Origin of the sequence: Phaeovulum molybdatiresistens (assembly GCF_023544865.1) — a bacterium.
Classification (GTDB): Bacteria; Pseudomonadota; Alphaproteobacteria; order Rhodobacterales; family Rhodobacteraceae; genus Pontitalea.
Genome location: NZ_JAMJFX010000006.1, coordinates 131,337 through 156,022 on the forward strand (window position 1 = coordinate 131,337; position 24,686 = coordinate 156,022).

The window sequence follows — 24,686 nt, forward strand, 5'->3', positions numbered from 1 at the left end:
GGTCAGGTCAGATCCGGTCACTCGACGCAGGCATCATGCAGGTTGATGCGGCTGTCGGCGCTGGGTTTCCACCCCTTCAGGCGCTTGGACACGCCATAGATGTCCTGCGGCACCCACAGATAGACATAGGGCAGATCGGCGTTGATCATCATCTCGGCCTCACGATACATGCCCGCGCGCTTCTCGGCATCCATCTCGACCGCGGCGGCATCCAGCAGCGCGTCCAGTTCGGGGTTGGCATAGCCGGCCGAATTGCCCCGGTCATTGGTGCGGTGCGTCGGCGTGAAGATGTCGAACGGGTCAAGCGAACCGTTGCCCCAGCTGCTGAAATACATGTCGCCGGTCTTGGGCTTGCCCTGGGTGCGCCACTTCTCGGTCAGCTGCGCGCTTTCGCCCACCGCCACCTTGGTGCGGATCCCCGCCTTGGTCAGCAGCGAGGCCACCGCCTCGGCGATGTCCTTGAACGCGCCTTCCACATCCATCGTCACATCGATCCCGTCGGGGAAGCCCGCCTCGGCCAGCAGCGCCTTGGCCTTTTCGGGGTCATAGGCATAGGCGGGCAGCTCGCTGGCGCCAAAGGCATCGGGCGACAGGATGCCCTCGATGCGCGCGGCATTGCCGCCCAGGATGCGGTCGATGATCAGATCCTTGTCGATCGCATGGGCCGCGGCCTGGCGCACCTTGGGATCATCGAAATATTCGCCCTGCATGTTCATCGCAATGAAGAAGCTGCGCGTGCCGTTCACCGTCAGAACATCGGTGTTGGGGTTGTTCTTCACCTGCTCGACCGAGAAGGGCGGCAGTTCGTTGATGATGTCCACATCCCCCGCCAACAGCGCGGCGACCCGGCTGGCGCTTTCGGGAATGACCTTGAAGATCACGCGATCCACACAGGCCTTGCCCACCGGCGCGATATCGGCGGCACCGCCATAGTAATCGTCGAACCGCTCCAGGATGATCGCATCGCCCTTGCGCCATTCGGCCAGCTTGAAGGGCCCGGTGCCGTTGGGCTGCGTCGCCAGCCCGTCATTGCCGACCTTTTCCACCCAGGCCTTCGACACGATCTGCTGGTTGGGCAGCATCGCGGGCAGGATCGGCCAGGGCTCTTTCAGGGTGATGCGCACGGTGCTGTCATCCAGGATATCGACCTTGTCGACCGGCCCCATCAGGCCCTGGCGCGGGCTGGTCACGCCACCGCCCATGCCACCTTCCAGCACGATCCGGTCCAGCGTGAATTTCACATCCTCGACCGTCATGTCGGACCCATCGTGGAACTTGATGCCCTGACGGATCTTGAAGTCATATTCGGTGGGCGACACCTGGGTCATCGATTCCGCGATCTCGGGCACCACCTTCATGTCGCCGTCACGGGTCAGCAGCCCGTCATAGATGTTGCGGATCAGCGTTTCGGTTTCGCGCTTGCGGTGGTTGGCCGGGTCCAGCGTATCGGCATCCAGCGTGAAACCCACGGTCAGGTCCTGCGCCATTACCGCCGGGGCCGCCACCGAAAAGGCAAGGGCCGAGGCCAGGAAAAGTCTGTTCAATCTGGTCATGCAGATACTCCCTGATGATCTGTTGATGTTGCAGTTCTGCGCTGCAGTCTCGTTGAAGTCGGACATAAGTCAGGATGCAAATATCATGCCTGATTTTCCATCCCGTAGACGGGCACAATTTTCACACCGAAATCAGGGTCTTGTGACGACGCCCCCCGGCAAGGCAACGCCCGCCCCGATACCACCGCCTGCGCAAAGCGCGGGTTTCGCGCAGGGCGCGCGAAAATCCCGCGCACCCGCGGCGGTCAACGGCGGGGTGCGATCCGCGCGGCCCGGCGCCGCGCCGGGGCCGGCGCAATCCCCTCGGCTTCGCGGTATTTCGCCACCGTGCGGCGCGCCAGAACGATGCCCTCGGCCGCCAGCAGATCGGCGATCGCCCCATCCGACAGCGGCGCCGCCCGCACCTCGGCCCGGATCAGCGCCACGATCCGGTGGCGCACCGCGCGCGCCGCGATCACCCCGCCCTCGCGCAGCGGCAGGCCCGGCCCGAACAGATCGCGCAGCGCCACCATGCCGCGCGGCGTCGCCAGCAACAGCCCCGCCGTCACCCGGCTGATCGTGCTTTCATGCAGCCCCGTCGGCCCCGCCAGATCCGCCAGCGCCATCGGCTGCAACCGCCCCGGGCCATGGTCCAGCCAGTCGCGCTGGCGTTCAACCACCGCCTGCGTGATGCGCAGCGCGGTATCGTTGCGCCGGGCCACCGCGCGTTCCAGCCAGCGCGCGGCGCGCAGCGCCTCATCCTCGGCACCCGCCCCGGCATCGCGCACCATCACCCCGGGCAGCGTCGATCGCGTCATTTCCACCAGCCAACCATCGGCGCGCCGGCGCACCGTCACATCGGGGTCGCGCAGGGGCTGCGGATCGGGGTCAAACCGCGCGCCTGGCTTGGGGTCGAACCCCCGGATCTGCGCCAGAATATCACGCACCTGCGCCTCATCCCCGCCCGCCAGCCGCGCCAGCGCCGCAAGATCGCCCCGCGCCAGCAGCGCCAGATTGTCCAGCACCACCGCGAAGGCGGGCGTCATCACCCCCGCCTCACGCGCCTGCAACGCCAGACATTCCGCCAGCGACCGCGCGAACAGCCCCGCCGGTTCTGCCTGCTGGATCTGCGCCAGAACCGCCTCGGCCCGGGCCAGCGTGCAGCCCGCCTCGGCGGCGATGTCCGCCAGCGGGGCGCCCAGCCAGCCGCTCGGTTCCAGCGCGTTGATGAAATGTTCCGCAATCGCCCGGTCCACCGGATCGCGCAGGATCAGCCCGACTTCACGGCGCGCATGATCGGCCAGCCCCGCCGGCGCCGCAGCCAGCCGGTCCGTCGCATCCCCCGCGCCGCCGACGATCCCCGCCCCGCGCGGCGGACGCGGCACCGTGCCCCCGGGCCGGTCCAGCGCCGCCTCCAGCGCCTGCCACACCGCATCGCGCTGCGCGGCCACGGGCGGCACGATTTCCACCCGCGGGTTCCCCGCCGCCAGTTCCGCGATCCGATCCGCCAGCGCCGCGTTCGAACAGCGCAAAAGCCCGATCGCATCCCGAAGCTCGGGCGTCATCGCCAGATTTCGGGTCTGGCGCATCTGAAGGCCGCTACGCGTGTGCATAGCCCATCATGCGCCGGATCGCCGCGTCAGGCAATGGCGCCCCCCGATCCAATCCGCGCTCAGTTCGGCCGCCGACGGTCGGCGCGCGGCCGGGTCAGGATCGGCCAATACAGCACCGCAAACCCGCCAAAGCCCGCGACCCAAGCCGTCCCAGCCAGATGCAACAACCAGTCCTGCCCCGGCAGAACCCCCGCCACCACCCGCGCCAGAACCGATCCGATCACCGCCAGATACAGCACCGCCACCCCGCGCCCCGCCGCCAGCGGTAAGCCCGCATGGCCAAGGCTCGCCCGGCTCATGACCGCCAGCGTCATCACCCCGACCGCGCCCGCCATCCAGACATGGCGCGCCGCAGGCCCGATCGCGATCAGCCCCAGCGCCTCGGCCCCCAGCGCCAGAAACCCCAGCGGCACAAAGGCAAACCCCGCATGCAGCACCCAGACCAGCGCCTCGGCCCCGGTCTGTTGCCCCTGCCAGCGTGCCAGCCGCAGCAGGTTCACCGCCCCCGCGATCAGGCAGGCCAACCCCGTCACCGCCTGATCGGGCCAGATCACCCACAGGCCCGCGGCAAGGATCGTCACCGCCATCGCCCCGTCATCCAGCCGCCCCATCGGCGCGGGCAAGGCCTTGGCGCGCCGCTTGACCAGCCAGTTGCGCGTGAAACTGGGCACGATGCGCCCCCCGATCAGCGCGATCAGCACCACCACCGCCGCCAGCCCCAGCCGCGCGCCGATGCCGCCGGGCGCGTAATCGCCGCGCGCCGCCTCCCAGTGGAACAGCCCGCCCGCGACGATCTGCACTGCCAGCACCCCCAGCACCTTCAGGTTGCGCCAGTTCCGCCCCGCCACGATCTCGCGCCCGATGGCCAGCGCCAGCCCCACCGCAAAGCCCAGATCAACCGCCGCCACCGCCACCGGCGGCAGGCCCAGCGGCAGCGTCGTCACCACCCGCCCCGCCAGCCACAGCGCCACCAGCCATAGCAACGGCCAGCCCACGATCGGGAACCGCCCGGTCCAGTTCGGCACCGCCGTCATCAAAAACCCCGCGATCACCGCCAGCGGATAGCCGAACAGCATCGCATGGGCATGCCATGTCACCGCATCGAACGGCCCCGCCCAGTCGATCGCCCCCGCCAGCGCCATCACCCACAACACCATCGCCAGCGCCGCCCAAACCGCGCCCAGCAGGAAAAACGGCCGATAGCCATAACTCAGGATCGCCGGCCCCTGCCAGGCGCGGATCTGTTGGGCCGAGGTGGTCATGCTGTGCTCCGTATCTGTGGGCCCGCCTCGGTCACGATCGCATCAAGGCGGATGTCATGGGGTTGCGGATAGATCGTGGGCAGACGCGCGCCCTGATAGCCGACGCCGATGGCCAGCGGCCGGGGCTGCAATGCGGCCAGCGTGCGGTCGAAATAGCCCCCGCCATAGCCCAGCCGAAAGCCCGCCCCGTCCCAGCCGACCAGCGGCGCGATCACCACCACGGGCACCAGCACCCGCGCGGTGGGGGGCGGCACCAGAATGTTCCAATGCCCGCGCACCAGCGCCACCTCGGGCACCCAGGCCCGGAACACCAACGGCGCGGCCCGCGTTTCCACCACCGGCAGCGCCAGGATCGCCCCCGCCGCGCGCAGCCGCGCGAACATCGGGCGCAGGTCCGGCTCGGCCCGGATCGGCCAATAGCCCGCCACCACCCGGCCGCGCAGATCGCCCAGACGCGCGGCCAGTTCCGCCGCCAGCGCCGCCGCGATCGCCTCATCAATCCGCGCGCGCATCGCACCCGACAGCTGCAATCGCGCCGCCAACAGCCGCGCCCGCTCGGCCCGGCGCCAACGTGCCACATCGCGGGCCTGCTGCGGATCGGTGCCCAGCGGGTCGAAATAATCCGGCGCCACCTCGGCCGCCATGCAGGGCGAAGAGGCGGGTCGCCCCGGATCGCTGTCGCGCGTCATGATAGGCCCCCCCGATCGCGGACCCCTGCCGCGCAGACCGTGCCCACCAGCGGGTCAACCCGAACCCCGCCCCGCCCCCCTTGCGCCGCGCGCCGGTGCCCCGCCCAGCGGGCGGTCCGGGCCGGTCGGGCCAAAAGAAAGGACAAGGCGGTCATGGCGTCCCTGATGCGATCGGGGGTTGCCCTCAGCGATAATCCAGGCAATAAGCATTGTAAATACTTATTCGAGGACCGGATGCGCCTGACCTCCTTCACCGATTTCGGCCTGCGCGCCCTGATGCGGATCGCCAGCGATCCCGCGCGCGGCTTTTCCACCGCGGAACTGGCGGCCGAATTCGGCCTCTCGCGCCATCACCTGACAAAGATCATCCAGCGCCTGTCGCAAGGCGGCATCGTCACCACGCGCCGCGGGGGCGGCGGCGGGGCCACCCTGGCCCGCCCCGCCCAGGACATCCGGCTTGGCGCGGTGGTGCGGTTGCTGGAAGAAGGTCAGCCGCTGGTGGAATGTTTCGCCCCCGATGGCGGCGGTTGCACGCTGACGGGATGTTGCCGGCTGAAAGCACGCCTGCGCCATGCCGAGTCCGCCTTTCTGGACGATCTCGACCGTTCGACCCTGGCCGATATCGCCCTGGCGCCCGGCCTGACAGCCGCCCCCCAACCTTGATCCCAGCCCGACACATCAGCCCCATGCCCCGATCCCAGCCACAGCCCCCCGCCCCTTCCGTTCAGCGCGATGGCGCAGGCTTTACCGTCGACGCCCATCTGCTGGGCGACGGGTTCGGCCTGCCCGCGGCGCAGGTGCCCGCCCTGTTGCGCAGCGGCGCCATCACCAGCCGGTGTGAAACCGGACAGGATGCCGATGCCGGGCGCTACCGGCTCAGCTTCTTCCATCAGGGCCGCGCCCTGCGCCTGACCATCGATGCCCAGGGCCGCATCCTGACCCGCGCGCTATTTTCCGCCCCCAATCGCGGCACTGGAAAACTCGCCGCCAAATGACTTGATTTCCATCAAGTCAAACGCCGCGATTCGGGGTATGGTGGGACATGGCAGCAAAGTCTCCCTTGTCGCGACGTCCCTTCGCGCTTGCTGTCGGCACTGGTCCGGGCCTCTCCCAGGTTCGGGAATGAATGCGCTGCGGTTGGCCACCGCGGCGCATTTTTTCACCCCCTCAGGCCAGGGCCACACCCTCGCCATCCTGCAACCGCCCCGAGATCAGCGCGGCCAGCCCCACCATCACCGCCGCCGCCCCCAGCACCAGCGCCAGCCCGCCGATCTGATAGCACAGCCCCGACAGCAACGTGCCGATCAGCCGCCCGCCGGCATTGGCCATGTAGTAGAACCCCACATCCATCGTCACCCGCTCTGACCGGCTGAAGGCCAGGATCAGATAGGAATGCAGCGCCGAATTCACCGCGAACAGCGCGCCAAAGACCAATAGGCCCGCGACCAGAACCACGGTCAGCCAGGGGCTCGGCCCGCCCGCCCAGATCACCGCCCCGGCCAGAACCGCCGGCACCAGCGCCAGCCCCCCGGCCCAGATCCGCGCCGCCCGGATCAACGCGCCCTCGGGCCGGCTGGCCGCGCGCAGGATGACGGGCGCCGCCGCCTGCACCGCGCCATACAGGATGATCCAGACCGCCATGAAACTGCCGATCAGAAAGAACGCCGCCCGGTTGCCCGCCACCGTGCCATCCGACAGCACCGCGTAGAAATAGATCGGGATGCCGACCACGAACCACACATCGCGCGCGCCGAACAGAAACACCCGCGCCGCCGACAGCCAGTTCACATTGGCCGATTTCGAAAACACCTCGGAAAACTTCGCGCCCTTGCGCCCGCCGGGCAGACCCGGCGGCATCGCCAGCATGATCGCCAGCAAGATCACCGCCAGAACCCCCGCCATTGCCAGCACCGCGCCCGTGAACCCGATCCCGGCCAAAAGCGCCGCCCCCACCAGAAACCCCACACCCTTCACCGCGTTCTTCGACCCGGTCAGCACCGCGACCCAGCGGAACAGCCCGCCATTGCCCGCCGGTGCCAACAGCTTGACCGCGGATTTCGACGACATCTTCGCCAGATCCTTGGCCACCCCGCTGGCCCCCTGCACCGCCATCACATAGGCGACCGAGGCCCCGATCCCCCAGCCCGGGTCCAGCTGCGCCAGCGCGACCAGCGCTAGCACCTGCAACCCCAGCCCCGCATAAAGCGTCACCGCCAGGCCGAACCGCGCCGCGATCCAGCCCGCCGACAGGTTGGTGACCATGCCCGCCAGCTCATACAGCACGAACAGATAGGCCAGCTGCACCGGGCTGAAACCCAGCGTGTGGAAATGCAACAGCACCAGCATCCGCAGCGCGCCATCGCTCAGCATGAAGGCCCAATAGGCCGCCGTCACCGCGCCATAGGCCGCAAGGCCCGTGGGGGCCGGGCGCGTCACAGCGCCGCCCCGACCATCAGCGCCACATCGACCAGCCGGTGGGCATAGCCCATTTCATTGTCATACCAGACATAGGCCTTCACCTGCGTCCCGTTCACCACCATCGTGGACGGCGCATCGACAATCCCCGACCGGGTGTCATTGGTGTAATCGGCCGACACCAGCGGCCGTTCCTCATAACCCAGGATACCGCGCAAGGGACCATCGGCTGCCGCCTTGAACAGGGCGTTGACCTCCTCCACCGTGGTCGCGCGCTCGACCTCAAAGACGCAATCGGTCAGCGAGGCGTTCAACAGCGGCACCCGCACCGCATGCCCGTTCAGCCGGCCCTTCAGTTCCGGATAGATCAGCGTGATCGCCGTGGCGCTGCCCGTCGTCGTCGGGATCAGCGAATTCAGCGCCGACCGCGCGCGGCGCAGATCCTTGGCGGCACGGTCCACGATGGTCTGGGTATTGGTCACGTCATGGATCGTCGTGATCGACCCGTGGCGAATTCCCAGCGCCTCATGGATCACCTTGACCACCGGCGCCAGGCAATTCGTCGTGCAGCTGGCCGCCGTCACGATCCGGTGGCGCGCGGGGTCAAAGGTTTCATGGTTCACGCCATAGACGATATTGGCCGTATCCCCATCCTTGACCGGGGCGGATACCACCACCTTCTTCACCCCCGCCGCGAAATAGGGCGCCAGCTGCGCCGCCGTCTTGAACGCGCCGGTGCAGTCGATCACCACATCCACCCCCGCCAGCGGCAGATCGGCCAGGTTGCGCGTGCCGACAAACGGCAGCCTGCGGCCATCGATGATCACCCCGCCCGCGTCATGCCCAAAGCTGGCATCCCACCGGCCATGCACCGTGTCGAATTCCAGCAGATGCGCATGCATCGCCGCATCGCCCACCCCGTCATTGATCCAGGCGATCTGCGCGCCGCGCGCCAGCAGCGGCTTCAGCGCAAGTTTTCCGATCCGGCCAAGGCCGTTCAACGCATAGGTGGTCATGGGGCAGGCTCCGTTGTCTGGCGGCCGATCTCATCGACCGCGGATTGCAGGGCAATTCGGTCCAGCGTTGCAATGGGCAGCGCGGCAAAGGCCTCGATCCGCCGCTTCAGCGCGCCATAGGCCTGCTGGAAGGCCAGGCTTTTTTCCGCATCGGTGCCGGTCGCCTGCACCGGATCGGGCATCCCCCAATGGCCGCTGACCGGCTGGCCATCCCAGGACGGGCACTCCTCATTCGCGGCCTGATTGCACACGGTAAAGACGAAATCGAACACCGGCGCATCGGGGCCGATGAATTCGGCCGTGTTCTTGGCGCGCAGCGGGGCAATGTCATGGCCCTTGTCCACCAGCACCTTCAACGCAAACGGGTTCAGCGCCGATGACGGCCGCGTACCCGCCGAAAAGACATTGAACCGATCGCCCGCGATCTTGCGCAACAGCGATTCCGCAAAGATCGAGCGCGCCGAATTTCCGGTGCAGATGAACAGCACATTGTATTTCCGATCCGCCATCGGGGGCTCCTTTGCATCAGGCGGGCTGGCCGTCGCACACAGATCGGCGCGCGCCCGGCAACATTCCAGCCACAGGTAATCCAGCGTCTGTCGCACCGCCGCCATATCCACCGTGTATAACAACGACGTGCCCGCCCGCGTCTGGCGGATCAGCCCCGCCTGCTGCAACGCCGCCAGATAGGCCGACAGCGTGCTGGCCTTCAGCCCCAGCGCCGCGGCAATCTCGCCCGCAGGCAGCTGGTCGGGATAGCGCCGCATCAACAGCCGAAACAGCGCCAGCCGCTGAGGATGGCCAAGGGTGGTCAGACGGTCGGGAATCGCTTTTTCCATATTTCACGAATATACGAAACAGTTGGCCCCGCCAAATGAAACTTTCATGACAGCGCCCGGCGCTCAGCGCGCGGTCAGCCCGGCATCGGCCATCTGTTCCGGGTCCGGCAGATCGCGCAGGCTTTCCAGCCCAAAAGCCGCCAGGAAGGCGTCCGTAGTGACAAAGGTATAGGGCGCGCCACGCCGGGGTTCGCGCGGGCCGGTGCCGATCAGGTTGCGTTCGGCCAACCGCCCGATCAGGTCGCGGCTGATCTCTTTGCCGAACACATCCTTCAACCCGTCGCGGCTGATCGGCTGGTAATAGGCAATGGCCGCCAGCACGGCCAGATCGAATTCGTTCAGGTCCAGCAGCTGCCCGCCCACATCTGCCGCCGCCCGGATCACGGGGGCATAGGCGGCCCGGGTGCGCAGCATCCAGCCCGCGCCGACCAGCGCAACCTCATAGGGGCGGCCCTCCAGATCGACCGCCAGATCCTCAATCAACAGATCAATCGACGCCCCCTGCCCCACGACACGGCCCAGATCGTCCCGCGACACCGGCGAGGCGGTGGCAAACAGCACCGCCTCGATCCGCCGCATCCATTCGCGCCAGCGCAATTCCGGCGCCAGATCGACCAGATCCCGGTCCAGTTCGGGGGTCTGGCGCTTGTCACGTGCCATGTTCACACCCCATACAGGCGGAACGTGTCGCGCCCGGTCAGTTCCCGGATGACGCCAAGCGCCACCAGCCGGTCGCACAGCCGCCGCGCCGCGCGGTCAGACATGAACGCGCCCAGGGCAGACGGCGCAACCGCGTCACGCGACAGGAACAGATCGACCGCCCGCCCCGCCCCCTTTGCCCGCAGCTTCGGTACGACCGCCCGCACCCGCGCCGCCCGCCGCGCCAGATCGGCGGCCAAAGGCACCGCCTGCCGCGCCCCCGCCACGGCCGCGCGGTGGCACGCCAGACGCAAATCATCGCCCCGCAGCCGCAGATCGCGCGGCTTCATGCCCAGCGACAACAGCGGCAGGATGTGATCCCAGCCGATGGCTTTGGCCAGCACCGCATCGGCAAGGATCAGCGCCGCCGTCTCGGCGCGCGGATGATCGCTCAGCACCGCTTCGATCACGCCCGCGGCGCGATCAATCGGGTTGCCCCCCGCTGCCCCCAGACACAGGGCAATCTGCGCCTCGGGCACCCCGTCAAGCACCTGTTTCAGATGCGCGATCAGGATTGGGCGCGCCACCGCGCGCGACCATTGCCGAAACACCGCCCCCACCGGCCCCGGATGATCGCCGGGCCGGGTCAGATGCAGCGCATCGCGTAGCGCACCCTGCCCTTCGCGCCGCCCGGAAAGGCCGAGGCAAACCTCGGCCGCGGCCAGCGCCAGCCGCTCACGCCACAGCGCCTGCGGCACGTCGGCCCCCGTCGCCACAAGATGCAGATGCGCCAGCACCGCACCCGACCGAAACGCGGCATCCGCGGCCCCGTCCGGCGCAAGCGCGATGACCCATCCCGGGATCGGCGGGCTGACCCTGGCGGGCGTTACGGGATTGGTCCTGGATCGCGGCATGTGCAAAGCCTACGCCACCGCGGCGCTTTCGGCCACCGAAAACTACAAAAACCGCCGCATCCTGGGCACCTTTGCTATGTCCGATAATCTTGCCTTATCCGACCCAACATGCCTATGCTGCCCGTCATGGACAATCCGCCCCCCAAACGCCCCGCCGCGACCAACACATTGCGGGCCTACGCCCAGGATTGGGCGCATTTCACCCGCTGGTGCCGGATGCGCGGGGCCGATCCGCTGCCGCCCTCGGGCGCGTTGATCGCGCTTTACGTCGCTGACCTGGCGGCCCCGCAGGGCAAGGCCCCCACCCTTTCAGTCACCTCGATCGAACGGCGCCTGTCGGGCCTGGCCTGGGGCTATGCGAAGCGCGGGCTTCGGCTTGACCGCGCGCACCGCGACATTGCCGCGCGCCTTGCTGACCTCCGCCGCGAACAGCGCCGCGCGCCCGCCCGGAAACAGGCGATCCGGCCCGAGGATATCCACGCCATGATCGCCACCCTGCCCCACGACCTGCGCGGCCTGCGCGACCGGGCGATCCTGCTGATCGGCTTTGCGGGCGGCCTGCGCCGGTCGGAAATCGTGGGCCTTGACCTTGGCCGGGACGACACCGTCGCGCAGCGCGGCTGGGTCGAGATCGGGAACGACGGCATCCGGATCGCCTTGCGCGACAGAACCGGCTGGCGCGAGGTCGCGATCCCCCGCAGCCCGACCGAGCAGACCTGCCCGGTCCATGCCCTGGGCCAATGGATGCACTACGGCCGCATCGGCCCCGGCCCGCTGTTCGTCGCCGTATCGCGCGACGGGCGTAGGGCGACCGGCAGGCGGCTATCCGACAAGCACATCGCGCGGCTGGTCAAGCGCACCGTGGCGGATGCTGGCCTGCGCCCGGACCTGCCAAGGGCCGACCGGGTGCGGGCGTATTCCGGCCAGTCCCTGCGCGCAGGCGCAACCCGTGGCGATCATCCCGCCCGCATCAGCGACAACTGAGCCCCGGGCCGAACACATCTTCCCCACGGGGAAGATTACCCCAGACGATCCAGCAACGCCTGCACCGCGCTTTCCAGCAGGCGCCGGTCCAGTGCCGAGAAATCGCGATCCAGCCGCACCTCCAGCCGGCCATTCGCGGCGGTGCATTTCGCCGTGCCCTGCGGTGCCGCGACCTGAAACGTGGTCTTGGCCCGGCCCACACGGGGCGCCCCGCCCGGCGCCTTTGGCGGCGCGGCATCGTCATCGGGCGCGTCGGTCAGACCGGCGGCGCGGCGAAGGATTTCCAGCTCATCGGTGACGGAGCGATTGTCAAAGCCCTTCAGCGCGGCGCGGATCTGCACCGCCACCTCGGGCCGTTCCTCCAGCATCGCCGACAGCTTCAGCCCCAGCGCGCGCGGAATATGCTGCATGAAGCGCAGATCATCGCCCAGCCGTTCGACCAGCCGGATGAAGCCGCGGATATAGCTGCGCTTCTGATAGCCCGCCGACTGGAACAGCTGCGCCACGGCCTTGTCGGGGTCATTCTCGGCGGTGGACGGATCGCGCGCATAGTTCAGCGCCAGCGCCGCCATTTCTGCAAAAGAAATGTCCTTGCGCACCAGGTTTTCATCGACCATGCGCCGATACAGCGTTTCGATACCTTCCCCGCGGGGAAGAATGCCCGCCGGGATCATCCCCCATTTTTCGGCATCGCCCGTTTCTTCCAGCAGCGCGCGATAGGCCGACAGGCGGCGATAGCCCTGGATCAGCTCATACCGGCCATCCTCGCGCAGCTCCAACCGGATCGGGTTGGACAGGCCGATATCGCGGATCGACGCGATCAATTCGGTCAGCTCGGGATCATCGCCCTTGACCCGGTCGCGCGTCAGCTTCCAGGTTTCCACCTTGTCCAGCGGCACCAGATCGACAATCAGCCCCAGCCGCTTCATCCGCACATGCTCGGCGGCCAGCGCATCATTTTCGGCGCGGATCTGTTCTTCAATCGCGCGGCGGTCGCGCAGGCTTTCGGCGTTTTCGGCAATGGCGGTTGCCATCGGCCCGCGCCGCGACACGCCCGGCATGGGCGCAGCCACGGGTTCGGCGACCTTCCCCGCGGGGAAGGTTTCTTCGTCGGGAAGGTCAATGTCGAACGTCAGGCGCTTCTTGCTCATGCCTCATCCTCCACCTGATCCCAGGCCGCCAGGAAGCAGGCCTTGAATTCATCATAGGCGCGATCAAAGCTGGCCCGCGCCCGGCGCCAGGTTTCCCGCGTCATGCTGCGATAGTCGATTTCATAGACCGAGGACAGGAACCGCCCGGATTGTTCCACCGCGCGGGTCATCTCAATCGGCTGATCACAGACCCTATCGCCAAAGACCTTGCGGAAGGCTTCGAACATCGCGCGGTGCAATTCGTTGCCCGGTTCATACCGCGTCATCAGGAAGCGCACGTCGATGAAGGCCTTGGGCAGCCGCATCTTCCCCGCGGGGAAGGTTCCGTCAAACCCGGCAGACAGATCGCCAAGCGCCTCGGCCAGCTGGCCGATGAAGGACGTGGTGGAATCATATTCCCAGTAGCCCGGCCCCGAGGGGATATAGAGCACATCCGCCGCAAAGACCGCGTTCATCGACTGATAGCCGATGGCGGGCGGGCAATCGAAAACGATCAGGTCATAGGCATCATCGGGCAGCGCATCCAGATAGCGCGACACCGCGGCAAAGAACGACCAGTCGGGATTCAGGTGGCGATACTGCGCCGAGGCAAATTCCACGAAAGCCGCATTGGCGCAGGACGGCACGATGTCGATCGTCGTCCAGGCCGTGGGCTTGATGAAATCCGACACGCGCAGATCGGCCAGGCCCAAATCGCGGATCGAGGAGGGCAGGCGCCGCTGGGGCAGGGCGGTGCCGCTTTCGGCCGCGCGCGGGCCGGCGTTCATGCGGTCGGTTTCCCGGATCAGGTCGCGGGCGATGATGCCCCAGACGGTCAGATCCTCGGACACGTCATGCAGGCCCATCGAATGGGTCAGCGTCGCCTGGGGGTCGAAATCCACCAGCAGCACGCGATAGCCATCCAGCGCAGCCGCATGCGCCATGTGCAGCGCCACGGTGGATTTGCCCGCGCCGCCCTTGAAGTTGGAAATCGCGACCCGGATCGCCCGCTTGCCCTTGGGCCGGCGCGGCATCAAGGTCGCGCGGTTAATCTTCATCTTGCGGCGCAGTTCATTGATCTCGGCCAGGGTGAACCACCGCTGGCGGCCATCCTCTTCGACCTCGCCGCCGGGCAGGTCGGGGTCCGCCGCAAGGCGCCCGCGGAAGGTGGACTGGTTGATCTTGAAGATCAGTTCCGACACCTCCCAGCTGGAAAAGCGGCGCAACGACTTCTCATGCTCGGGCGAGAAGGTCTGCCGGCGGATATGGCTTTGCATCTTCAGCGACTGTGCCTGCAGCTGCGCGAGATCCTCATGGGTAAACATGAACGCTTCCGTTTCTTGTGGACGTAGATTGTTTCGATTTCCGTAAATACGACGGATTTGCAGATATGGCAAAATCTAAGTTATAGTTGGCACAGAAACTGTCCGCCCACGGCTTTGCAGCGAATTAGCACCCAAAGCCTTCGAATCGGCCCTGATGCGCCGCCAACGCCGTCTGGCACGGATTTGCAAAATATGGGGGGACAGAATGACACCCTCTGCCACTCATTGAGGGGACATTCCTGGAAATTGGGGTGTCATACAAGATGTCCCCCATTACCAATGAACCTTTTTCTTTTTCATTTGAACGGGGGCAGGCAAGGGCTGCGCGCAATCCCGGCTTGACAGAATCGTGCCATCGGACGCTAATAGGCCCATCGATCGGATTTGCGTTGGCTTCGATGCCACGGTCCCGTCGAACAAGAGACCATAAGGTCCATATCCGGGGGTATCCCCAAAGGGCAGTGAGATGTTGGGCAGGAAAGCGGTCGGCCGCAATGCGGCTGTGCAGAAATACGATCTTCTGACAATTCTGGGGGTGCATGCGCTGTCCCAGGGAAAGACGGCGCAACGCCAGACATTGCGGCTGATTTGTCTGATCACGGCGCGCTACAACTGGCAAAGCGATGAACTGTCCGTAGGCCAGGCCGAAATCGCGCGGCTGTGGTCGGTCGACACACGAACCGTCAAGCGCGAAATGGCCAGCTTGCGCAACAGCGGCTGGCTGGTGGAAAAGCGCGCGGCGGCGCGGGGGCGGGTCACGCTGTATGGGCTGGGGATGGCGCGGATCCTGGAAGATACCCGCCCGGCCTGGGAAAAGGTCGGCCCCGATCTGGTCGCGCGGATGCAGCCCGCGCCGGAACCCGAAGCCAATGGCAAGGTCATTCCGTTCCCGCAGCCGACCCTGCCACCGCCCGATACGGCCTGGGGACAGGTGGCAGCGGGGCTTGCCGCGCAGCACCCCGCGCTTTACCGCGCCTGGTTTGAGGCCTTGCGCCCGCAAGAGGCTGCGCCCGGCCATCTGGCGCTGAAGGCACCTTCGGGCTTTCACGCGGCCTATGTCACCACGCATCTGCAGGCGCTGCTGGAAGATGCGGCGCGCCGCGTCTTGCCGGATCTGGCGAAGGTCGAAATCCGCTGAGCGCGGAAGGGCAGGGGGGATCTTCAGCTTTGGCAAGGCGATCCTTCACGATTTTCCGGGCTGGCAATTGCACCCGCCGCCGCGTTTCATGACGGGCAAGACATTGCGAAAGGGTCCCCCATGACGCACCGCAGCTATTCCGTGCCGCCGGGCGGGCATCCGCCGCAGACGCAGCTTCTGTCCGACCGCGCGGTGTTCACCACCGCCTATGCGGTGATCCCGCGCGGGGTGATGCGCGATATCGTCACGTCGTTCCTGCCGTTCTGGGAAGGCGCGCGGTTCTGGGTGCTGGCGCGGCCGCTTTCGGGCTTTGCCGAGACGTTTTCGCATTACATCGCCGAACTGGCCCCGAATGGCGGCAGTGACCGCCCCGAGACCGACCCCGGCGCCGAGGCGGTGATCTTTGTGGTCGATGGCGCGATTGAGCTGACCATCGCCGGTGAGGCCTATGACATGGCCGCAGGCGGCTATGCCTATCTGCCGCCGGGGTGCGACTGGCAGGTGCGCAACCGCGCCCAAAATCCGGCGCGGTTCCATTGGATCCGCAAGGCCTATCAATGGGTTGAGGGGTTGCCCGCGCCAGAGGCATTTGTCACCGACGAAGCCGATATCGCGCCGACGCCGATGCCGGGGACAGATGGCAGATGGGCCACCACGCGCTTTGTCGATCTGGATGACATGCGCCATGACATGCATGTGACCATTGTCACCTTTCAGCCCGGCGCGGTGATCCCCTTTGCCGAGACCCATGTGATGGAACACGGGCTTTATGTGCTGCAGGGCAAGGCGGTTTATCGGCTGAACCAGGACTGGGTCGAGGTCGAGGCGGGCGATTACATGTGGCTGCGCGCCTTCTGCCCACAGGCCTGTTATGCGGGCGGACCGGGGCCGTTCCGCTATCTGCTGTACAAGGATGTGAACCGGCACATGCCGCTGTCGGGGCCGGGGTTGCTGCGGCCTTAAGCCCCGATCAGGATCGGTGTGTCGAACCCGTGTTCGTCCAGGTTTGCGCCCGCGCCGATCCGGTCCACCACGGCATAGATCCCGCGCGCGCCGATCGGGGCCAGAACCCCGTGCCAGACATTGCGCAACAGGTTCACCGATTGCCCCGGCTGGGTCAGGAAGGCGCGCAGGTTGACGGGGCGGCCCCCGTCATCCTCGGCCACGGTCACCAGGAAGGGCACGCCGTTCAGGGGGATGAAACACTGGCTGCCCAAGGGGTGACGTTCAACCATCTCCAGCCGGTAGGGCAGGGCGCGGGGGGCGGCGTCAAACAGGCTGATGCCGGCGCGACCGTCCAGAAATTCCAGCCGCGCGCGGTCGTGGTGGCGCCCGCACAGACCCTGATTGATCAGCCGGTCGGGCGGGCCCGAAATTTCCAGCACATCGCCAAAGGGCGCGAAGGCGGCGGCGGTCAGGGCTTCAGCGCGCAGGATCACAGCATGTCCCCCAGCCGCAATTGGGCGATGCGCTCGACCTGGCGGCAGGCCTCAAAAAATTCGGTGGCGGAATCGTTGGCGATGCGGCGTTCAAAGGCGGCCAGGATGCCCGCCTTGTCATGATCGCGCACGGCGATGATGAAGGGAAAGCCGTGGCGGGCGACGTAGTCGGCATTCAGCCGCTGGAACGTGGCGCGTTCGGCATCGGTCAGCGCATCTAGCCCCGCGCCCGCCTGTTCGGCGCTGCTTTCGGCGGTCAGGCGGCGGGCCTGCGCCAGCTTGCCGGCAAGGTCGGGATGGGCGCGCAGGACCGACAGGCGTTCATCATGGCTTGCGGACCGAAAGGCGCGGGCCAGCGCGTTATGCACGCCCACCGCGCTGTCATGCGCCGGGCCAAGTTCCAGCGTCCAGGCGCGTTCGGCGATCCAGGGGGAATGTTCGAACACCCCGCCAAAGCGCGCGACAAAGCGGGCCTGATCCATCTGGCTGGGCCGTTCGCGGCGCTGCGGCGGGTGGGTGGCGGCCCAATGGTCGGCAATGTCGATGCGGCGGGCAAACCAGACGCCGGAATGCGACCGGGCATAGTCGATAAACCGTTTCAGCCCCGCGATCTTGCCCGGTCGTCCGATCAGCCGGCAATGCAGACCCACCGATAGCATCTTGGGCGCGCCCGCCGTGCCCTCGGCGTAAAGCGTGTCGAAGGCGTCCTTCAGATAGGCAAAGAACTGATCGCCGGTGACATAGCCCGGCGCGGTGGCAAAGCGCATGTCATTGGCTTCCAGCGTGTAGGGGATGATCAGCTGGTCGCGATCGCCGATCTCCAGCCAATAGGGCAGGTCGTCATCGTAGGTGTCCGAGACATAGGCAAAGCCGCCCTCTTCGGCCACAAGGCGCACGGTATTGGCCGAACAGCGCCCGGTATACCAGCCCCGCGGGCGTTCGCCCACGACCTCGGTGTGCAGGCGGATCGCCTCATCCATAGCGGCGCGTTCCTGATCCTCGGGCATGTCGCGGTGCTCGACCCATTTCAGCCCGTGCGAGGCGATTTCCCAGCCCGCGGCCTTCATCGCGGCCACCTGTTCGGGGCTGCGCGCCAGCGCGGTGGCCACGCCATAGATCGTCACCGGAATTTCCGCGCCCGTGAACAGCCGGTGCAGCCGCCAGAACCCGGCGCGGGCCCCGTATTCATAGATCGATTCCATGTTCCAGTGCCGCTGGCCGGGCCAGGGGGCGGCGCCGGCGATGTCGGACAGGAACGCCTCGGAGGCGGCATCGCCGTGCAGGATGCAATTTTCGCCGCCCTCTTCGTAATTCAACACGAATTGCACCGCGATCTTCGCCCCCCCCGGCCAGCGTGGATCGGGCGGGGTGGGGCCGTGGCCCAGCATGTTGCGCGGATAGCGGTTCATCGCGGCCTCCTTCAGGGTATGGTCGTTGTAGCGCGGGGCGGGGCCGGGGACTTTCCGATTTTTCCGAAAGCTGCTGTCGGCGATTTCGGGCTGTCAACGGCGGCGCCGCGCGCCATTATGGGGCAAAGGCAGCAGGGGGCAACATGGCGGGCTATCTGACGACGCATGTTCTGGATACGGCGCGGGGATGCCCGGCGGCGGGGATGCGGATCGAGCTGTATCGGATCGAGGGTGAGGCGCGGCTGCATCTGCGCAGCCTGGTGACCAATGCCGACGGGCGCACGGATGAACAGATCCTGCCCGCGCCGGAATTTGCCCCGGGCTGCTATGAGCTGGTGTTTCACGCGGGTGACTATCTGGAGGCTTTCGGCGCGTCGGGGGAAAGCCCGCGGTTCCTGAACCTGATTCCGATCCGGTTCGGCATGGCGGAACACGCGCATTACCATGTGCCGCTGCTGCTGTCGCCCTATGGCTATTCCACCTATCGCGGTAGTTGATCGGGGGCGCCGCCCGCCACGGCGGTGCGGACCCGGCCTGCGACAAAGTCGATGAAAAGCCGCACCTTGGGGTCTTGCCGGCGGCGGTGGGGGTAAAGCACGCCCATCTGGACGGGCAGGGGCGGTTCGGCGGGCAGGATCGGCACAAGGCGACCCGCGGTCAGATGCGCCGCCACCGCAAACGCGGGTTTCAGGATGATGCCCTGGCCCGCCAGCGCCCAATCGGTCAGCACATCGCCATCATCGGATTCCAGCGGCCCGGCCACGGCGATGCGGCGCAGGCCCGCAGGCGTTTGCAGCGGCCAGCGGAATTCCGGCGCGCCGGGATAGCGCAGGTTCAGGCAATCATGATCGGCCAGATCGGCGCTGGTCGCGGGCGTGCCGCGCCGGGCCAGATAGGCGGGGGCGGCGCACAAAAGCCGGGGGCAATCGGTGATCTTGCGGATATGAAGCGTCGAATCCTCGGGCAGGCCCAGGAAGAAGGCGGCATCCAGCCCCTCGGCGGCAAGGTCCAGCTTGCGGTCCGACAGGCGCAGGCGAATACTGATCTGCGGATAGGCGGCGCGGAAGGCAGGCACCAGCGGCGCGATCAGCCGCCGGCCCAGACCGAGCGGCGCGGCGATATGCAGCGACCCGCGCGGGGCCTGGGTGACATGGGTGATCTCGGCCTCGGCGGTTTCGATGGCGTCGATGATCTTGCGCGCGCCGTCATAGAACAGCAGGCCCTGTTCGGTCGGGTGCAGCTTGCGGGTGGTGCGCTGAAACAGGCGCACGTTCAGGTGATCTTCCAGCTGCGATATCCGCGCCGAGGCCACCGCCGCCGAAATCCGCTGATCGCGGGCGGCGGCCGACATGCTTCCCAGTTCATAGACCCGCAGGAAGGTGCGGATATTGTCCAGATAGGCCATTTCCAGCTTTCATTTGAAAGAGCTTGGATGATTTTCCGGATAGAGCATGGGATGGTTCTTGGCTAGCCTGATCGCAAAGGGGGAAAGCGATGTTCGAACTTGCCATCATCTGGGACTGGCTGGCCTTTGCGCTGCGCTGGCTGCATGTGATCACGGCGATCGCCTGGATCGGATCGTCGTTCTATTTCATCGCGCTGGATCTGGGCCTGCGCAAGGCGGCCGATCTGCCGCCCGGCGCGCATGGCGAGGAATGGCAGGTGCATGGCGGGGGGTTCTATCACATCCGCAAGTATCTGGTCGCGCCCGCGCAGATGCCCGCGCATCTGACCTGGTTCAAATGGGAAAGCTATGCCACCTGGCTGTCGGGGGCGGCGCTGTTGATGGTGGTCTATTGGGCGGGGGCCGAGCTTTACCTGATCGACGCGGCCAAGGCCGATCTGGCGATCTGGCAGGGGATCGCGATATCGGCGGCCTCGCTGGCGGTGGGGTGGATCATCTACGATACGCTGTGCAAGTCACCCTTGGGGGAACGGCCCGGGGTGTTGATGGTTCTGTTGTTCGTGGCGCTGGTGGCGATGGCCTGGGGCTATGACCAGGTGTTCACGGGGCGCGCGGCGCTGCTGCATCTGGGGGCGTTCACGGCCACGATCATGTCGGCCAATGTGTTCCTGATCATCATCCCGAACCAGAAGATCGTGGTGGCAGATCTGATCGCGGGGCGCGCGCCCGATCCGAAATTCGGCAAGATCGCCAAGCTGCGGTCGACCCATAACAATTACCTGACGTTGCCGGTCGTGTTCCTGATGCTGTCGAACCATTATCCGTTGGCTTTCGCCAGCGAGTATAACTGGCTGATCGCGGCGCTGGTGTTTCTGATGGGGGTGACGATCCGGCATTGGTTCAACACGCGTCATGCCCGCGCGGGCAGCCCGTGGTGGACCTGGGTGGCCACGGCGGCGTTGTTTCTGGGCATCATGGCGCTGTCCGCCGGGCCCATGCTGGATCGGGATGCCGAGGCCCGGGCCCTGACCCCCGCGCAACGGGTCTTTGCCGAGGCCGAAGGCTTTGAGGCCGTGCAGGACATCGTTCTGGGCCGGTGCAGCATGTGCCATGCGCGCGAACCGGGCTATGACGGTATCCATCACGCGCCCAAGGCGGTGCTGCTGGAAACCGGCCCCCAGATCGCGCGTGCCGCGCGCGAGATCTATCTGCAGGCGGGCGTGACCGATGCGATGCCGCCCGCCAATGTCAGCTGGATGGAACCCGAGGAGCGCGCCGCGATCCGCCGCTGGTATCGCGCGGCGCGGGAGGGCGCGCCGTTCGCGGTGGCGTCGAACTGATCATTCCAGCGCCGGGTGGCCGGTGCCGGGGCAGAGCGACAGATCCGATCCGGTCTTGCCCGGCACCTGGCGGGCAAGATCGCGCAGGGCGCTGCGCAGCCCCTCTTCCAGGACGGGGTGGTAGAAGGGCATCGCCAGCATCTCGGCCACGGTCAGTTGGCGTTCGATCGCCAGCGCCAGCAGATGCGTCAGATGTTCGGCGGCGGGCACACACATTTCCGCGCCCAGGATGCGGCCGCTGTCGCGGTCGGCATAGACGCGCATCAGGCCCGCGGCGGTTTCGGCGGTGCGGGCGCGGGGTTGCTTGGAAAAATCAGCCTCGGCCGTGGCGCGGCGGTCTTCGGGGATTTCGGCAAAGCCCTGGCCGACGCGGGCGACCTGGGGGCTGGCAAAGACGATGCCCAGGGGCGTGCGGCGGCAATGGGCCTGCGGGGTTTCGGCCAGCGCATTGCGCCCGGCGATATGGCCTTCGTCGGCGGCTTCGTGCATCAGCGCGCGATAGCCATTTGCATCGCCCGCCAGATAGACCGGCAGATCGCCGATCTGCAGGGTGTTGGGGTCAAAGGGCGGCATGCCGCGCCGGTCCAGCGGCAGGCCCAGCGTTTCCAGGCCCAGATCGTCGATATTGGGCCGCCGCCCGATCGCGGCCAGCACGGCATCGGCGGTGAAACTGGTGTCGCCCGATGTGACGCGGATCGCGCCGTCATCGGTTTCGGTCAGCTCTGCGCCCGCGCCCAGATGGACGGGAAATTCCCCCCCGATCAGCGCCAGGAAGGCGTCGCGCACCGCCGGGTCGGAAATGCCCGCGACGGTGTCGGCGGCGTCAAAGCCCGCGACGCTTGGCCCCAGCCGCGCCAGGGCCTGTGCCATTTCTACCCCGATCGCGCCCATGCCCACCACGGCGATGCGGCGGGGCAGATCCTGGCATTCGAACAGGGTGTCGGTGGTCAGGATGCGATCGCCAAAGGCGCGCCAGGGGGCGGGCAGGATGGGCCGGCTGCCGGGCGCCAGGATGATCGCGCGGGCCGAAATTTCACGCCCGTTCACGGCCACCCGGTTCGGGCCCAGCAGGCGCGCGCGCCCGGAAATCGCGCGGGCGCCCAGCCGGTCGGGCGTGGCGGCGGGCCCGGCGGTAAAGCCGTCGCGCAGGCGGCGCACGCGGGCCAGCACCGCGGGAATGTCGATGGCCAGCGACCCGGCCCCGGAAATGCCGAAGGCCGCGAAATCGTTGCGGCGGTGAAAGGCATTCGCGGCCTCGATCAGCGCCTTGGACGGCATGCAGCCCACCGCCGCGCAGGTGGTGCCCCAGTGGCCATCGTTGATCAGCAGCACGTTGCGGGTCTTGCGCTGAACCTCGGCCAGGGCGGTCAGGCCGGCGGTGCCCGATCCGATGATGACGATGTCGGCCCGTTCGGTCATGGCGGGTGCTCCGGTCCGTTGATGGGTCTGTGTATCAGAGCCGATCGGGGCGGGCTTGTCGAGGCGGCGGGCGGCGGGGTCTTTCGCTGGCGGCGGAATCGCGCGACAAGAAGGGGAGACGACGGGGGCGATGATGCAGCGTGAACAGATCCTGATCCTGACCGTTCTGGGGGTGACGCTGGCGCTGTTCCTTTGGGGGCGGCTGCGTCATGATGCGGTGGCGCTGGGGGCGCTGCTGGCCTGTGTGATCCTTGGGCTGGTGCCGGGGCAGGGGGCTTTTGCAGGCTTTGGCCATCCGGCGGTGATCACGGTGGCGGGTGTTCTGGTGCTGAGCCAGGCGCTGCAATCATCCGGGGCGGTTGACCTTTTGGCGCGTGCGGTGCTGCCCGAAAAGGGCGGGCGAATGATCGGGTTTGCGGTGCTGCTGGGGCTGGGGGCGGCGCTGTCGGGGTTCATGAACAACGTGGGTGCGATGGCACTGCTGATGCCGGTGGCGGTGCGCTTTGCGGCCAGCCACGATCTGGCGCCGGGGCAGGTGCTGATGCCGCTGGCCTTTGGCACGATCCTGGGGGGGATGACCACGCTGGTGGGCACGCCGCCGAACCTGATCGTGGCGGGGTTCCGGGCCGAGGCGGGGCTTGGATCGTTCGGGATGTTCGATTTCACCCCGGTGGGGCTTGCCGTGGCGCTGGCGGGGCTGGTGTTTGTGGTCACGCTGGGCTGGCGGCTGGTGCCGGTGCGTCCGACGACCGATACCGAGGGCTTTGAAACCGGCGCCTACATGACCGAGGCGCGGGTGCCCGAGGCCAGCCGCGCCGCCGGCATGACGCTGCGCGCGGTCGAGGATGTGCTGGGCGCGGATGCGCAGGTGATCGGGCTGATCCGCAATGAGGTGCGCATTACCGCGCCACATGGCGCGCGCAAGTTGAAGGCGGGCGATATTCTGGTGCTGGAGGCCGAGGCCGCCAAGCTGGGCAAGGCGCTGGCCGAACTGGGGCTGGAGCTGGAGGAGCGGGGGTCGAGTTCCGATGAAGCCGAGGGGCCGCAGGCCGCCGAGGCGGGGCCGATCGCGCTGCGCGAACTGGTGGTGCGGTCGACCTCGGTTCTGATCGGGCGGTCGGCCAGCGATCTGCGGTTGCGCACGCGCCACGGGCTGAACCTGCTGGCGGTGGCGCGCGACGGGCAGCGCACGCGCGGGCGGCTGCGCAGCCTGCGGCTGCGGTCGGGGGATCTGTTGCTGATGCAGGGCCCGGAAGAGGCGATCGCGGGCTTTGCCGAGGAACATGGCTGCGTGCCGCTGGCGCTGCGGGAATTGCGGCTGCCGGAACGGGGCAAGGCGGTGCGGGCGGCGCTGGTGATGCTGGCCGCGGTGGCGGCGGTGGCCTTTGGGCTGATCCCGGCGGCACCGGCCTTTGCGCTGGGGGGGCTGGCGGCGGTGGCGCTGAAAGTGCTGCCCGGGCGTGAGGTCTATGGCGCGATCGACTGGCCGGTGGTGGTGTTGCTGGCCGCGCTGATCCCGGTGGCCGATGCGATGCAGACGACAGGCGTGGCCGCGCTGATCGCCGAAGGCCTGGTGCAGGGTGTGGCGCAGGGGCAGGCGGTGCCGGCGTTGGCGCTGGTTCTGGTGGTGACGATGTTCCTGTCGGATGTGATGAACAATGCCGCCACCGCCGCGGTCATGAGCCCGATCGCCCTTGGCATTGCCGCGGCGCTTGGCGTCAGCGCCGACAGTTTCCTGATGGCGGTGGCGATCGGGGCGTCCTGCGCCTTTCTGACGCCGATCGGGCATCAGAACAACACGCTGATCCTGGGGCCGGGGGGCTTTCGCTTTGGCGATTACTGGCGGCTGGGGCTGGTGCTGGAGGTGTTGGTGGTGGTGGTCAGCCTGCCGCTGCTGCTGATCGTCTGGCCGCTTTAGGCGGACGGAACAAGCGCCGCCAGCACCAGCCAGCCGCCCAGTTCCGTGACCTGTTGCGCCGCGCCCAGAACATCGCCGGTCTGCCCGCCAAGGCGTGCCAGCGCCAGCCGCGCCAGGCCCGCGGCCAGCAGCGCCATCACCGGCAGGGCGAAGACGGCCTGCGGCAGGGCGGGCAGGGCGATCAGCGCCAGCAGGGCCGCGGCCAGAACCTGACCGCCGCCGCCGCCGCGCGCGGCATGGCCCAGCCCGTCGGCACGGGC

At 67.5% G+C, this 24,686-nt stretch carries 24 protein-coding genes; 8 read left to right on the forward strand and 16 right to left on the reverse strand.

Features of this window, described 5'->3' with window-relative positions; genetic code table 11:
• Positions 1–17 precede the first annotated feature (17 nt).
• The 4 genes from MXB90_RS06585 to MXB90_RS06600 form a co-directional block, all read right to left on the reverse strand.
• Positions 18–1,553 carry an ABC transporter substrate-binding protein gene (locus MXB90_RS06585; protein ID WP_250042626.1) on the reverse strand — a complete coding sequence of 512 codons (1,536 nt, stop codon included), beginning with the start codon at positions 1,551–1,553 and terminating at the stop codon, positions 18–20.
• Between the two features lie 245 nt (positions 1,554–1,798).
• Positions 1,799–3,145: an RNA polymerase factor sigma-54 gene (gene rpoN / locus MXB90_RS06590; protein WP_250042628.1), complete on the reverse strand. Its 1,347-nt coding sequence runs from the start codon at positions 3,143–3,145 to the stop codon at positions 1,799–1,801.
• Between the two features lie 59 nt (positions 3,146–3,204).
• Positions 3,205–4,407, reverse strand: coding sequence for an NnrS family protein (locus MXB90_RS06595; protein ID WP_250042630.1), 1,203 nt, complete (start codon positions 4,405–4,407; stop codon positions 3,205–3,207).
• Positions 4,404–5,096 (reverse strand): 5-formyltetrahydrofolate cyclo-ligase, encoded by a 693-nt coding sequence (locus tag MXB90_RS06600; RefSeq protein WP_250042632.1) that lies wholly within the window; start codon positions 5,094–5,096, stop codon positions 4,404–4,406. Before MXB90_RS06600 ends, MXB90_RS06595 begins: the two co-directional genes overlap by 4 nt.
• A gap of 234 nt (positions 5,097–5,330) precedes the next feature.
• On the opposite strand from MXB90_RS06600, the gene MXB90_RS06605 reads away from it, so the two are divergent.
• Positions 5,331–5,759, forward strand: coding sequence for an Rrf2 family transcriptional regulator (locus MXB90_RS06605; RefSeq protein WP_250042634.1), 429 nt, complete (start codon positions 5,331–5,333; stop codon positions 5,757–5,759).
• 23 nt (positions 5,760–5,782) lie between these two features.
• Positions 5,783–6,091 carry a DUF6522 family protein gene (locus MXB90_RS06610; RefSeq protein ID WP_250042635.1) on the forward strand — a complete coding sequence of 103 codons (309 nt, stop codon included), beginning with the start codon at positions 5,783–5,785 and terminating at the stop codon, positions 6,089–6,091.
• Positions 6,092–6,263: 172 nt separating this feature from the next.
• Here the strand turns inward: MXB90_RS06610 and arsJ are convergent, their stop codons facing one another.
• From arsJ to MXB90_RS06635, 5 genes are all read right to left on the reverse strand, one after another.
• Positions 6,264–7,532: an organoarsenical effux MFS transporter ArsJ gene (gene arsJ / locus MXB90_RS06615; RefSeq protein ID WP_250042637.1), complete on the reverse strand. Its 1,269-nt coding sequence runs from the start codon at positions 7,530–7,532 to the stop codon at positions 6,264–6,266.
• Positions 7,529–8,527, reverse strand: a complete 999-nt coding sequence (locus MXB90_RS06620) for an ArsJ-associated glyceraldehyde-3-phosphate dehydrogenase (protein ID WP_250042640.1) — start codon at positions 8,525–8,527, stop codon at positions 7,529–7,531. The genes arsJ and MXB90_RS06620 overlap by 4 nt, the downstream gene beginning before the upstream one ends.
• Entirely contained in the window at positions 8,524–9,366 is an 843-nt protein-coding gene (locus MXB90_RS06625) for an arsenate reductase/protein-tyrosine-phosphatase family protein (protein WP_250042642.1), read from the reverse strand. Before MXB90_RS06625 ends, MXB90_RS06620 begins: the two co-directional genes overlap by 4 nt.
• Positions 9,367–9,429: 63 nt before the next feature.
• Complete coding sequence (gene scpB / locus MXB90_RS06630) at positions 9,430–10,026, reverse strand: SMC-Scp complex subunit ScpB (protein WP_250042644.1); 597 nt, start codon at positions 10,024–10,026, stop codon at positions 9,430–9,432.
• A 2-nt stretch (positions 10,027–10,028) separates the two neighbouring features.
• On the reverse strand, positions 10,029–10,919 hold the full coding sequence (locus tag MXB90_RS06635; RefSeq protein ID WP_250042646.1) for a DUF1403 family protein: 891 nt from the start codon (positions 10,917–10,919) through the stop codon (positions 10,029–10,031).
• A gap of 126 nt (positions 10,920–11,045) precedes the next feature.
• Here MXB90_RS06635 and MXB90_RS06640 point away from each other — a divergent pair, with 126 nt between their 5' ends.
• Positions 11,046–11,903, forward strand: coding sequence for a tyrosine-type recombinase/integrase (locus tag MXB90_RS06640; protein WP_250042649.1), 858 nt, complete (start codon positions 11,046–11,048; stop codon positions 11,901–11,903).
• 35 nt (positions 11,904–11,938) lie between these two features.
• On the opposite strand, the gene MXB90_RS06645 is transcribed toward MXB90_RS06640, so the two are convergent.
• Positions 11,939–13,054 (reverse strand): ParB/RepB/Spo0J family partition protein, encoded by a 1,116-nt coding sequence (locus MXB90_RS06645; RefSeq protein WP_250042651.1) that lies wholly within the window; start codon positions 13,052–13,054, stop codon positions 11,939–11,941.
• Positions 13,051–14,358 (reverse strand): AAA family ATPase, encoded by a 1,308-nt coding sequence (locus MXB90_RS06650; protein ID WP_250042653.1) that lies wholly within the window; start codon positions 14,356–14,358, stop codon positions 13,051–13,053. Before MXB90_RS06650 ends, MXB90_RS06645 begins: the two co-directional genes overlap by 4 nt.
• Before the next feature lie 466 nt (positions 14,359–14,824).
• Here MXB90_RS06650 and MXB90_RS06655 point away from each other — a divergent pair, with 466 nt between their 5' ends.
• Together MXB90_RS06655 and MXB90_RS06660 are read left to right on the forward strand one after the other, a co-directional pair.
• On the forward strand, positions 14,825–15,496 hold the full coding sequence (locus MXB90_RS06655; RefSeq protein ID WP_250042655.1) for a hypothetical protein: 672 nt from the start codon (positions 14,825–14,827) through the stop codon (positions 15,494–15,496).
• 120 nt (positions 15,497–15,616) lie between these two features.
• Complete coding sequence (locus MXB90_RS06660; RefSeq protein WP_250042657.1) at positions 15,617–16,459, forward strand: bifunctional allantoicase/(S)-ureidoglycine aminohydrolase; 843 nt, start codon at positions 15,617–15,619, stop codon at positions 16,457–16,459.
• On the opposite strand, the gene MXB90_RS06665 is transcribed toward MXB90_RS06660, so the two are convergent.
• Positions 16,456–16,935 carry an ureidoglycolate lyase gene (locus tag MXB90_RS06665; RefSeq protein ID WP_250042660.1) on the reverse strand — a complete coding sequence of 160 codons (480 nt, stop codon included), beginning with the start codon at positions 16,933–16,935 and terminating at the stop codon, positions 16,456–16,458. The two genes, MXB90_RS06660 and MXB90_RS06665, sit on opposite strands and share 4 nt — an antisense overlap.
• Positions 16,932–18,344 (reverse strand): allantoinase PuuE, encoded by a 1,413-nt coding sequence (gene puuE, locus MXB90_RS06670; RefSeq protein WP_250042666.1) that lies wholly within the window; start codon positions 18,342–18,344, stop codon positions 16,932–16,934. The genes MXB90_RS06665 and puuE overlap by 4 nt, the downstream gene beginning before the upstream one ends.
• Positions 18,345–18,487: 143 nt before the next feature.
• Here puuE and uraH point away from each other — a divergent pair, with 143 nt between their 5' ends.
• Complete coding sequence (gene uraH, locus MXB90_RS06675; RefSeq protein ID WP_250042668.1) at positions 18,488–18,841, forward strand: hydroxyisourate hydrolase; 354 nt, start codon at positions 18,488–18,490, stop codon at positions 18,839–18,841.
• Here uraH and MXB90_RS06680 read toward each other — a convergent pair.
• Positions 18,826–19,749 (reverse strand): LysR family transcriptional regulator, encoded by a 924-nt coding sequence (locus MXB90_RS06680; RefSeq protein ID WP_250042670.1) that lies wholly within the window; start codon positions 19,747–19,749, stop codon positions 18,826–18,828. The genes uraH and MXB90_RS06680 overlap by 16 nt on opposite strands.
• Before the next feature lie 89 nt (positions 19,750–19,838).
• On the opposite strand from MXB90_RS06680, the gene MXB90_RS06685 reads away from it, so the two are divergent.
• Positions 19,839–21,089: a urate hydroxylase PuuD gene (locus MXB90_RS06685; protein WP_250042672.1), complete on the forward strand. Its 1,251-nt coding sequence runs from the start codon at positions 19,839–19,841 to the stop codon at positions 21,087–21,089.
• On the opposite strand, the gene MXB90_RS06690 is transcribed toward MXB90_RS06685, so the two are convergent.
• Complete coding sequence (locus MXB90_RS06690) at positions 21,090–22,508, reverse strand: dihydrolipoyl dehydrogenase (RefSeq protein ID WP_250042675.1); 1,419 nt, start codon at positions 22,506–22,508, stop codon at positions 21,090–21,092.
• Positions 22,509–22,563: 55 nt separating this feature from the next.
• Between MXB90_RS06690 and MXB90_RS06695 the strand changes: the two genes are divergently transcribed.
• Positions 22,564–24,426 (forward strand): SLC13 family permease, encoded by a 1,863-nt coding sequence (locus MXB90_RS06695; protein WP_284040756.1) that lies wholly within the window; start codon positions 22,564–22,566, stop codon positions 24,424–24,426.
• On the opposite strand, the gene MXB90_RS06700 is transcribed toward MXB90_RS06695, so the two are convergent.
• Positions 24,423–24,686: adenosylcobinamide-GDP ribazoletransferase (locus MXB90_RS06700; RefSeq protein ID WP_250042685.1), on the reverse strand; the 264-nt coding region annotated here is incomplete at its 5' end. The two genes, MXB90_RS06695 and MXB90_RS06700, sit on opposite strands and share 4 nt — an antisense overlap.

Excerpts from the sequence above, each read along its gene's own strand:
- uraH (WP_250042668.1), top strand. The coding sequence starts at position 18,488 with ATGGCGGGCTATCTGACGACGCATGTTCTGGATACGGCGCGGGGATGC.
- MXB90_RS06690 (WP_250042675.1), bottom strand. The coding sequence starts at position 22,508 with ATGACCGAACGGGCCGACATCGTCATCATCGGATCGGGCACCGCCGGC.
- MXB90_RS06685 (WP_250042672.1), top strand. The coding sequence starts at position 19,839 with ATGTTCGAACTTGCCATCATCTGGGACTGGCTGGCCTTTGCGCTGCGC.
- MXB90_RS06655 (WP_250042655.1), top strand. The coding sequence starts at position 14,825 with ATGTTGGGCAGGAAAGCGGTCGGCCGCAATGCGGCTGTGCAGAAATAC.
- MXB90_RS06620 (WP_250042640.1), bottom strand. The coding sequence starts at position 8,527 with ATGACCACCTATGCGTTGAACGGCCTTGGCCGGATCGGAAAACTTGCG.
- MXB90_RS06595 (WP_250042630.1), bottom strand. The coding sequence starts at position 4,407 with ATGACCACCTCGGCCCAACAGATCCGCGCCTGGCAGGGGCCGGCGATC.
- MXB90_RS06625 (WP_250042642.1), bottom strand. The coding sequence starts at position 9,366 with ATGGAAAAAGCGATTCCCGACCGTCTGACCACCCTTGGCCATCCTCAG.
- rpoN (WP_250042628.1), bottom strand. The coding sequence starts at position 3,145 with ATGCACACGCGTAGCGGCCTTCAGATGCGCCAGACCCGAAATCTGGCG.
- MXB90_RS06600 (WP_250042632.1), bottom strand. The coding sequence starts at position 5,096 with ATGACGCGCGACAGCGATCCGGGGCGACCCGCCTCTTCGCCCTGCATG.
- MXB90_RS06645 (WP_250042651.1), bottom strand. The coding sequence starts at position 13,054 with ATGAGCAAGAAGCGCCTGACGTTCGACATTGACCTTCCCGACGAAGAA.
- MXB90_RS06605 (WP_250042634.1), top strand. The coding sequence starts at position 5,331 with ATGCGCCTGACCTCCTTCACCGATTTCGGCCTGCGCGCCCTGATGCGG.
- MXB90_RS06610 (WP_250042635.1), top strand. The coding sequence starts at position 5,783 with ATGCCCCGATCCCAGCCACAGCCCCCCGCCCCTTCCGTTCAGCGCGAT.
- puuE (WP_250042666.1), bottom strand. The coding sequence starts at position 18,344 with ATGAACCGCTATCCGCGCAACATGCTGGGCCACGGCCCCACCCCGCCC.
- scpB (WP_250042644.1), bottom strand. The coding sequence starts at position 10,026 with ATGGCACGTGACAAGCGCCAGACCCCCGAACTGGACCGGGATCTGGTC.
- MXB90_RS06635 (WP_250042646.1), bottom strand. The coding sequence starts at position 10,919 with ATGCCGCGATCCAGGACCAATCCCGTAACGCCCGCCAGGGTCAGCCCG.
- MXB90_RS06680 (WP_250042670.1), bottom strand. The coding sequence starts at position 19,749 with ATGGCCTATCTGGACAATATCCGCACCTTCCTGCGGGTCTATGAACTG.
- MXB90_RS06640 (WP_250042649.1), top strand. The coding sequence starts at position 11,046 with ATGGACAATCCGCCCCCCAAACGCCCCGCCGCGACCAACACATTGCGG.
- MXB90_RS06585 (WP_250042626.1), bottom strand. The coding sequence starts at position 1,553 with ATGACCAGATTGAACAGACTTTTCCTGGCCTCGGCCCTTGCCTTTTCG.
- MXB90_RS06650 (WP_250042653.1), bottom strand. The coding sequence starts at position 14,358 with ATGTTTACCCATGAGGATCTCGCGCAGCTGCAGGCACAGTCGCTGAAG.
- MXB90_RS06660 (WP_250042657.1), top strand. The coding sequence starts at position 15,617 with ATGACGCACCGCAGCTATTCCGTGCCGCCGGGCGGGCATCCGCCGCAG.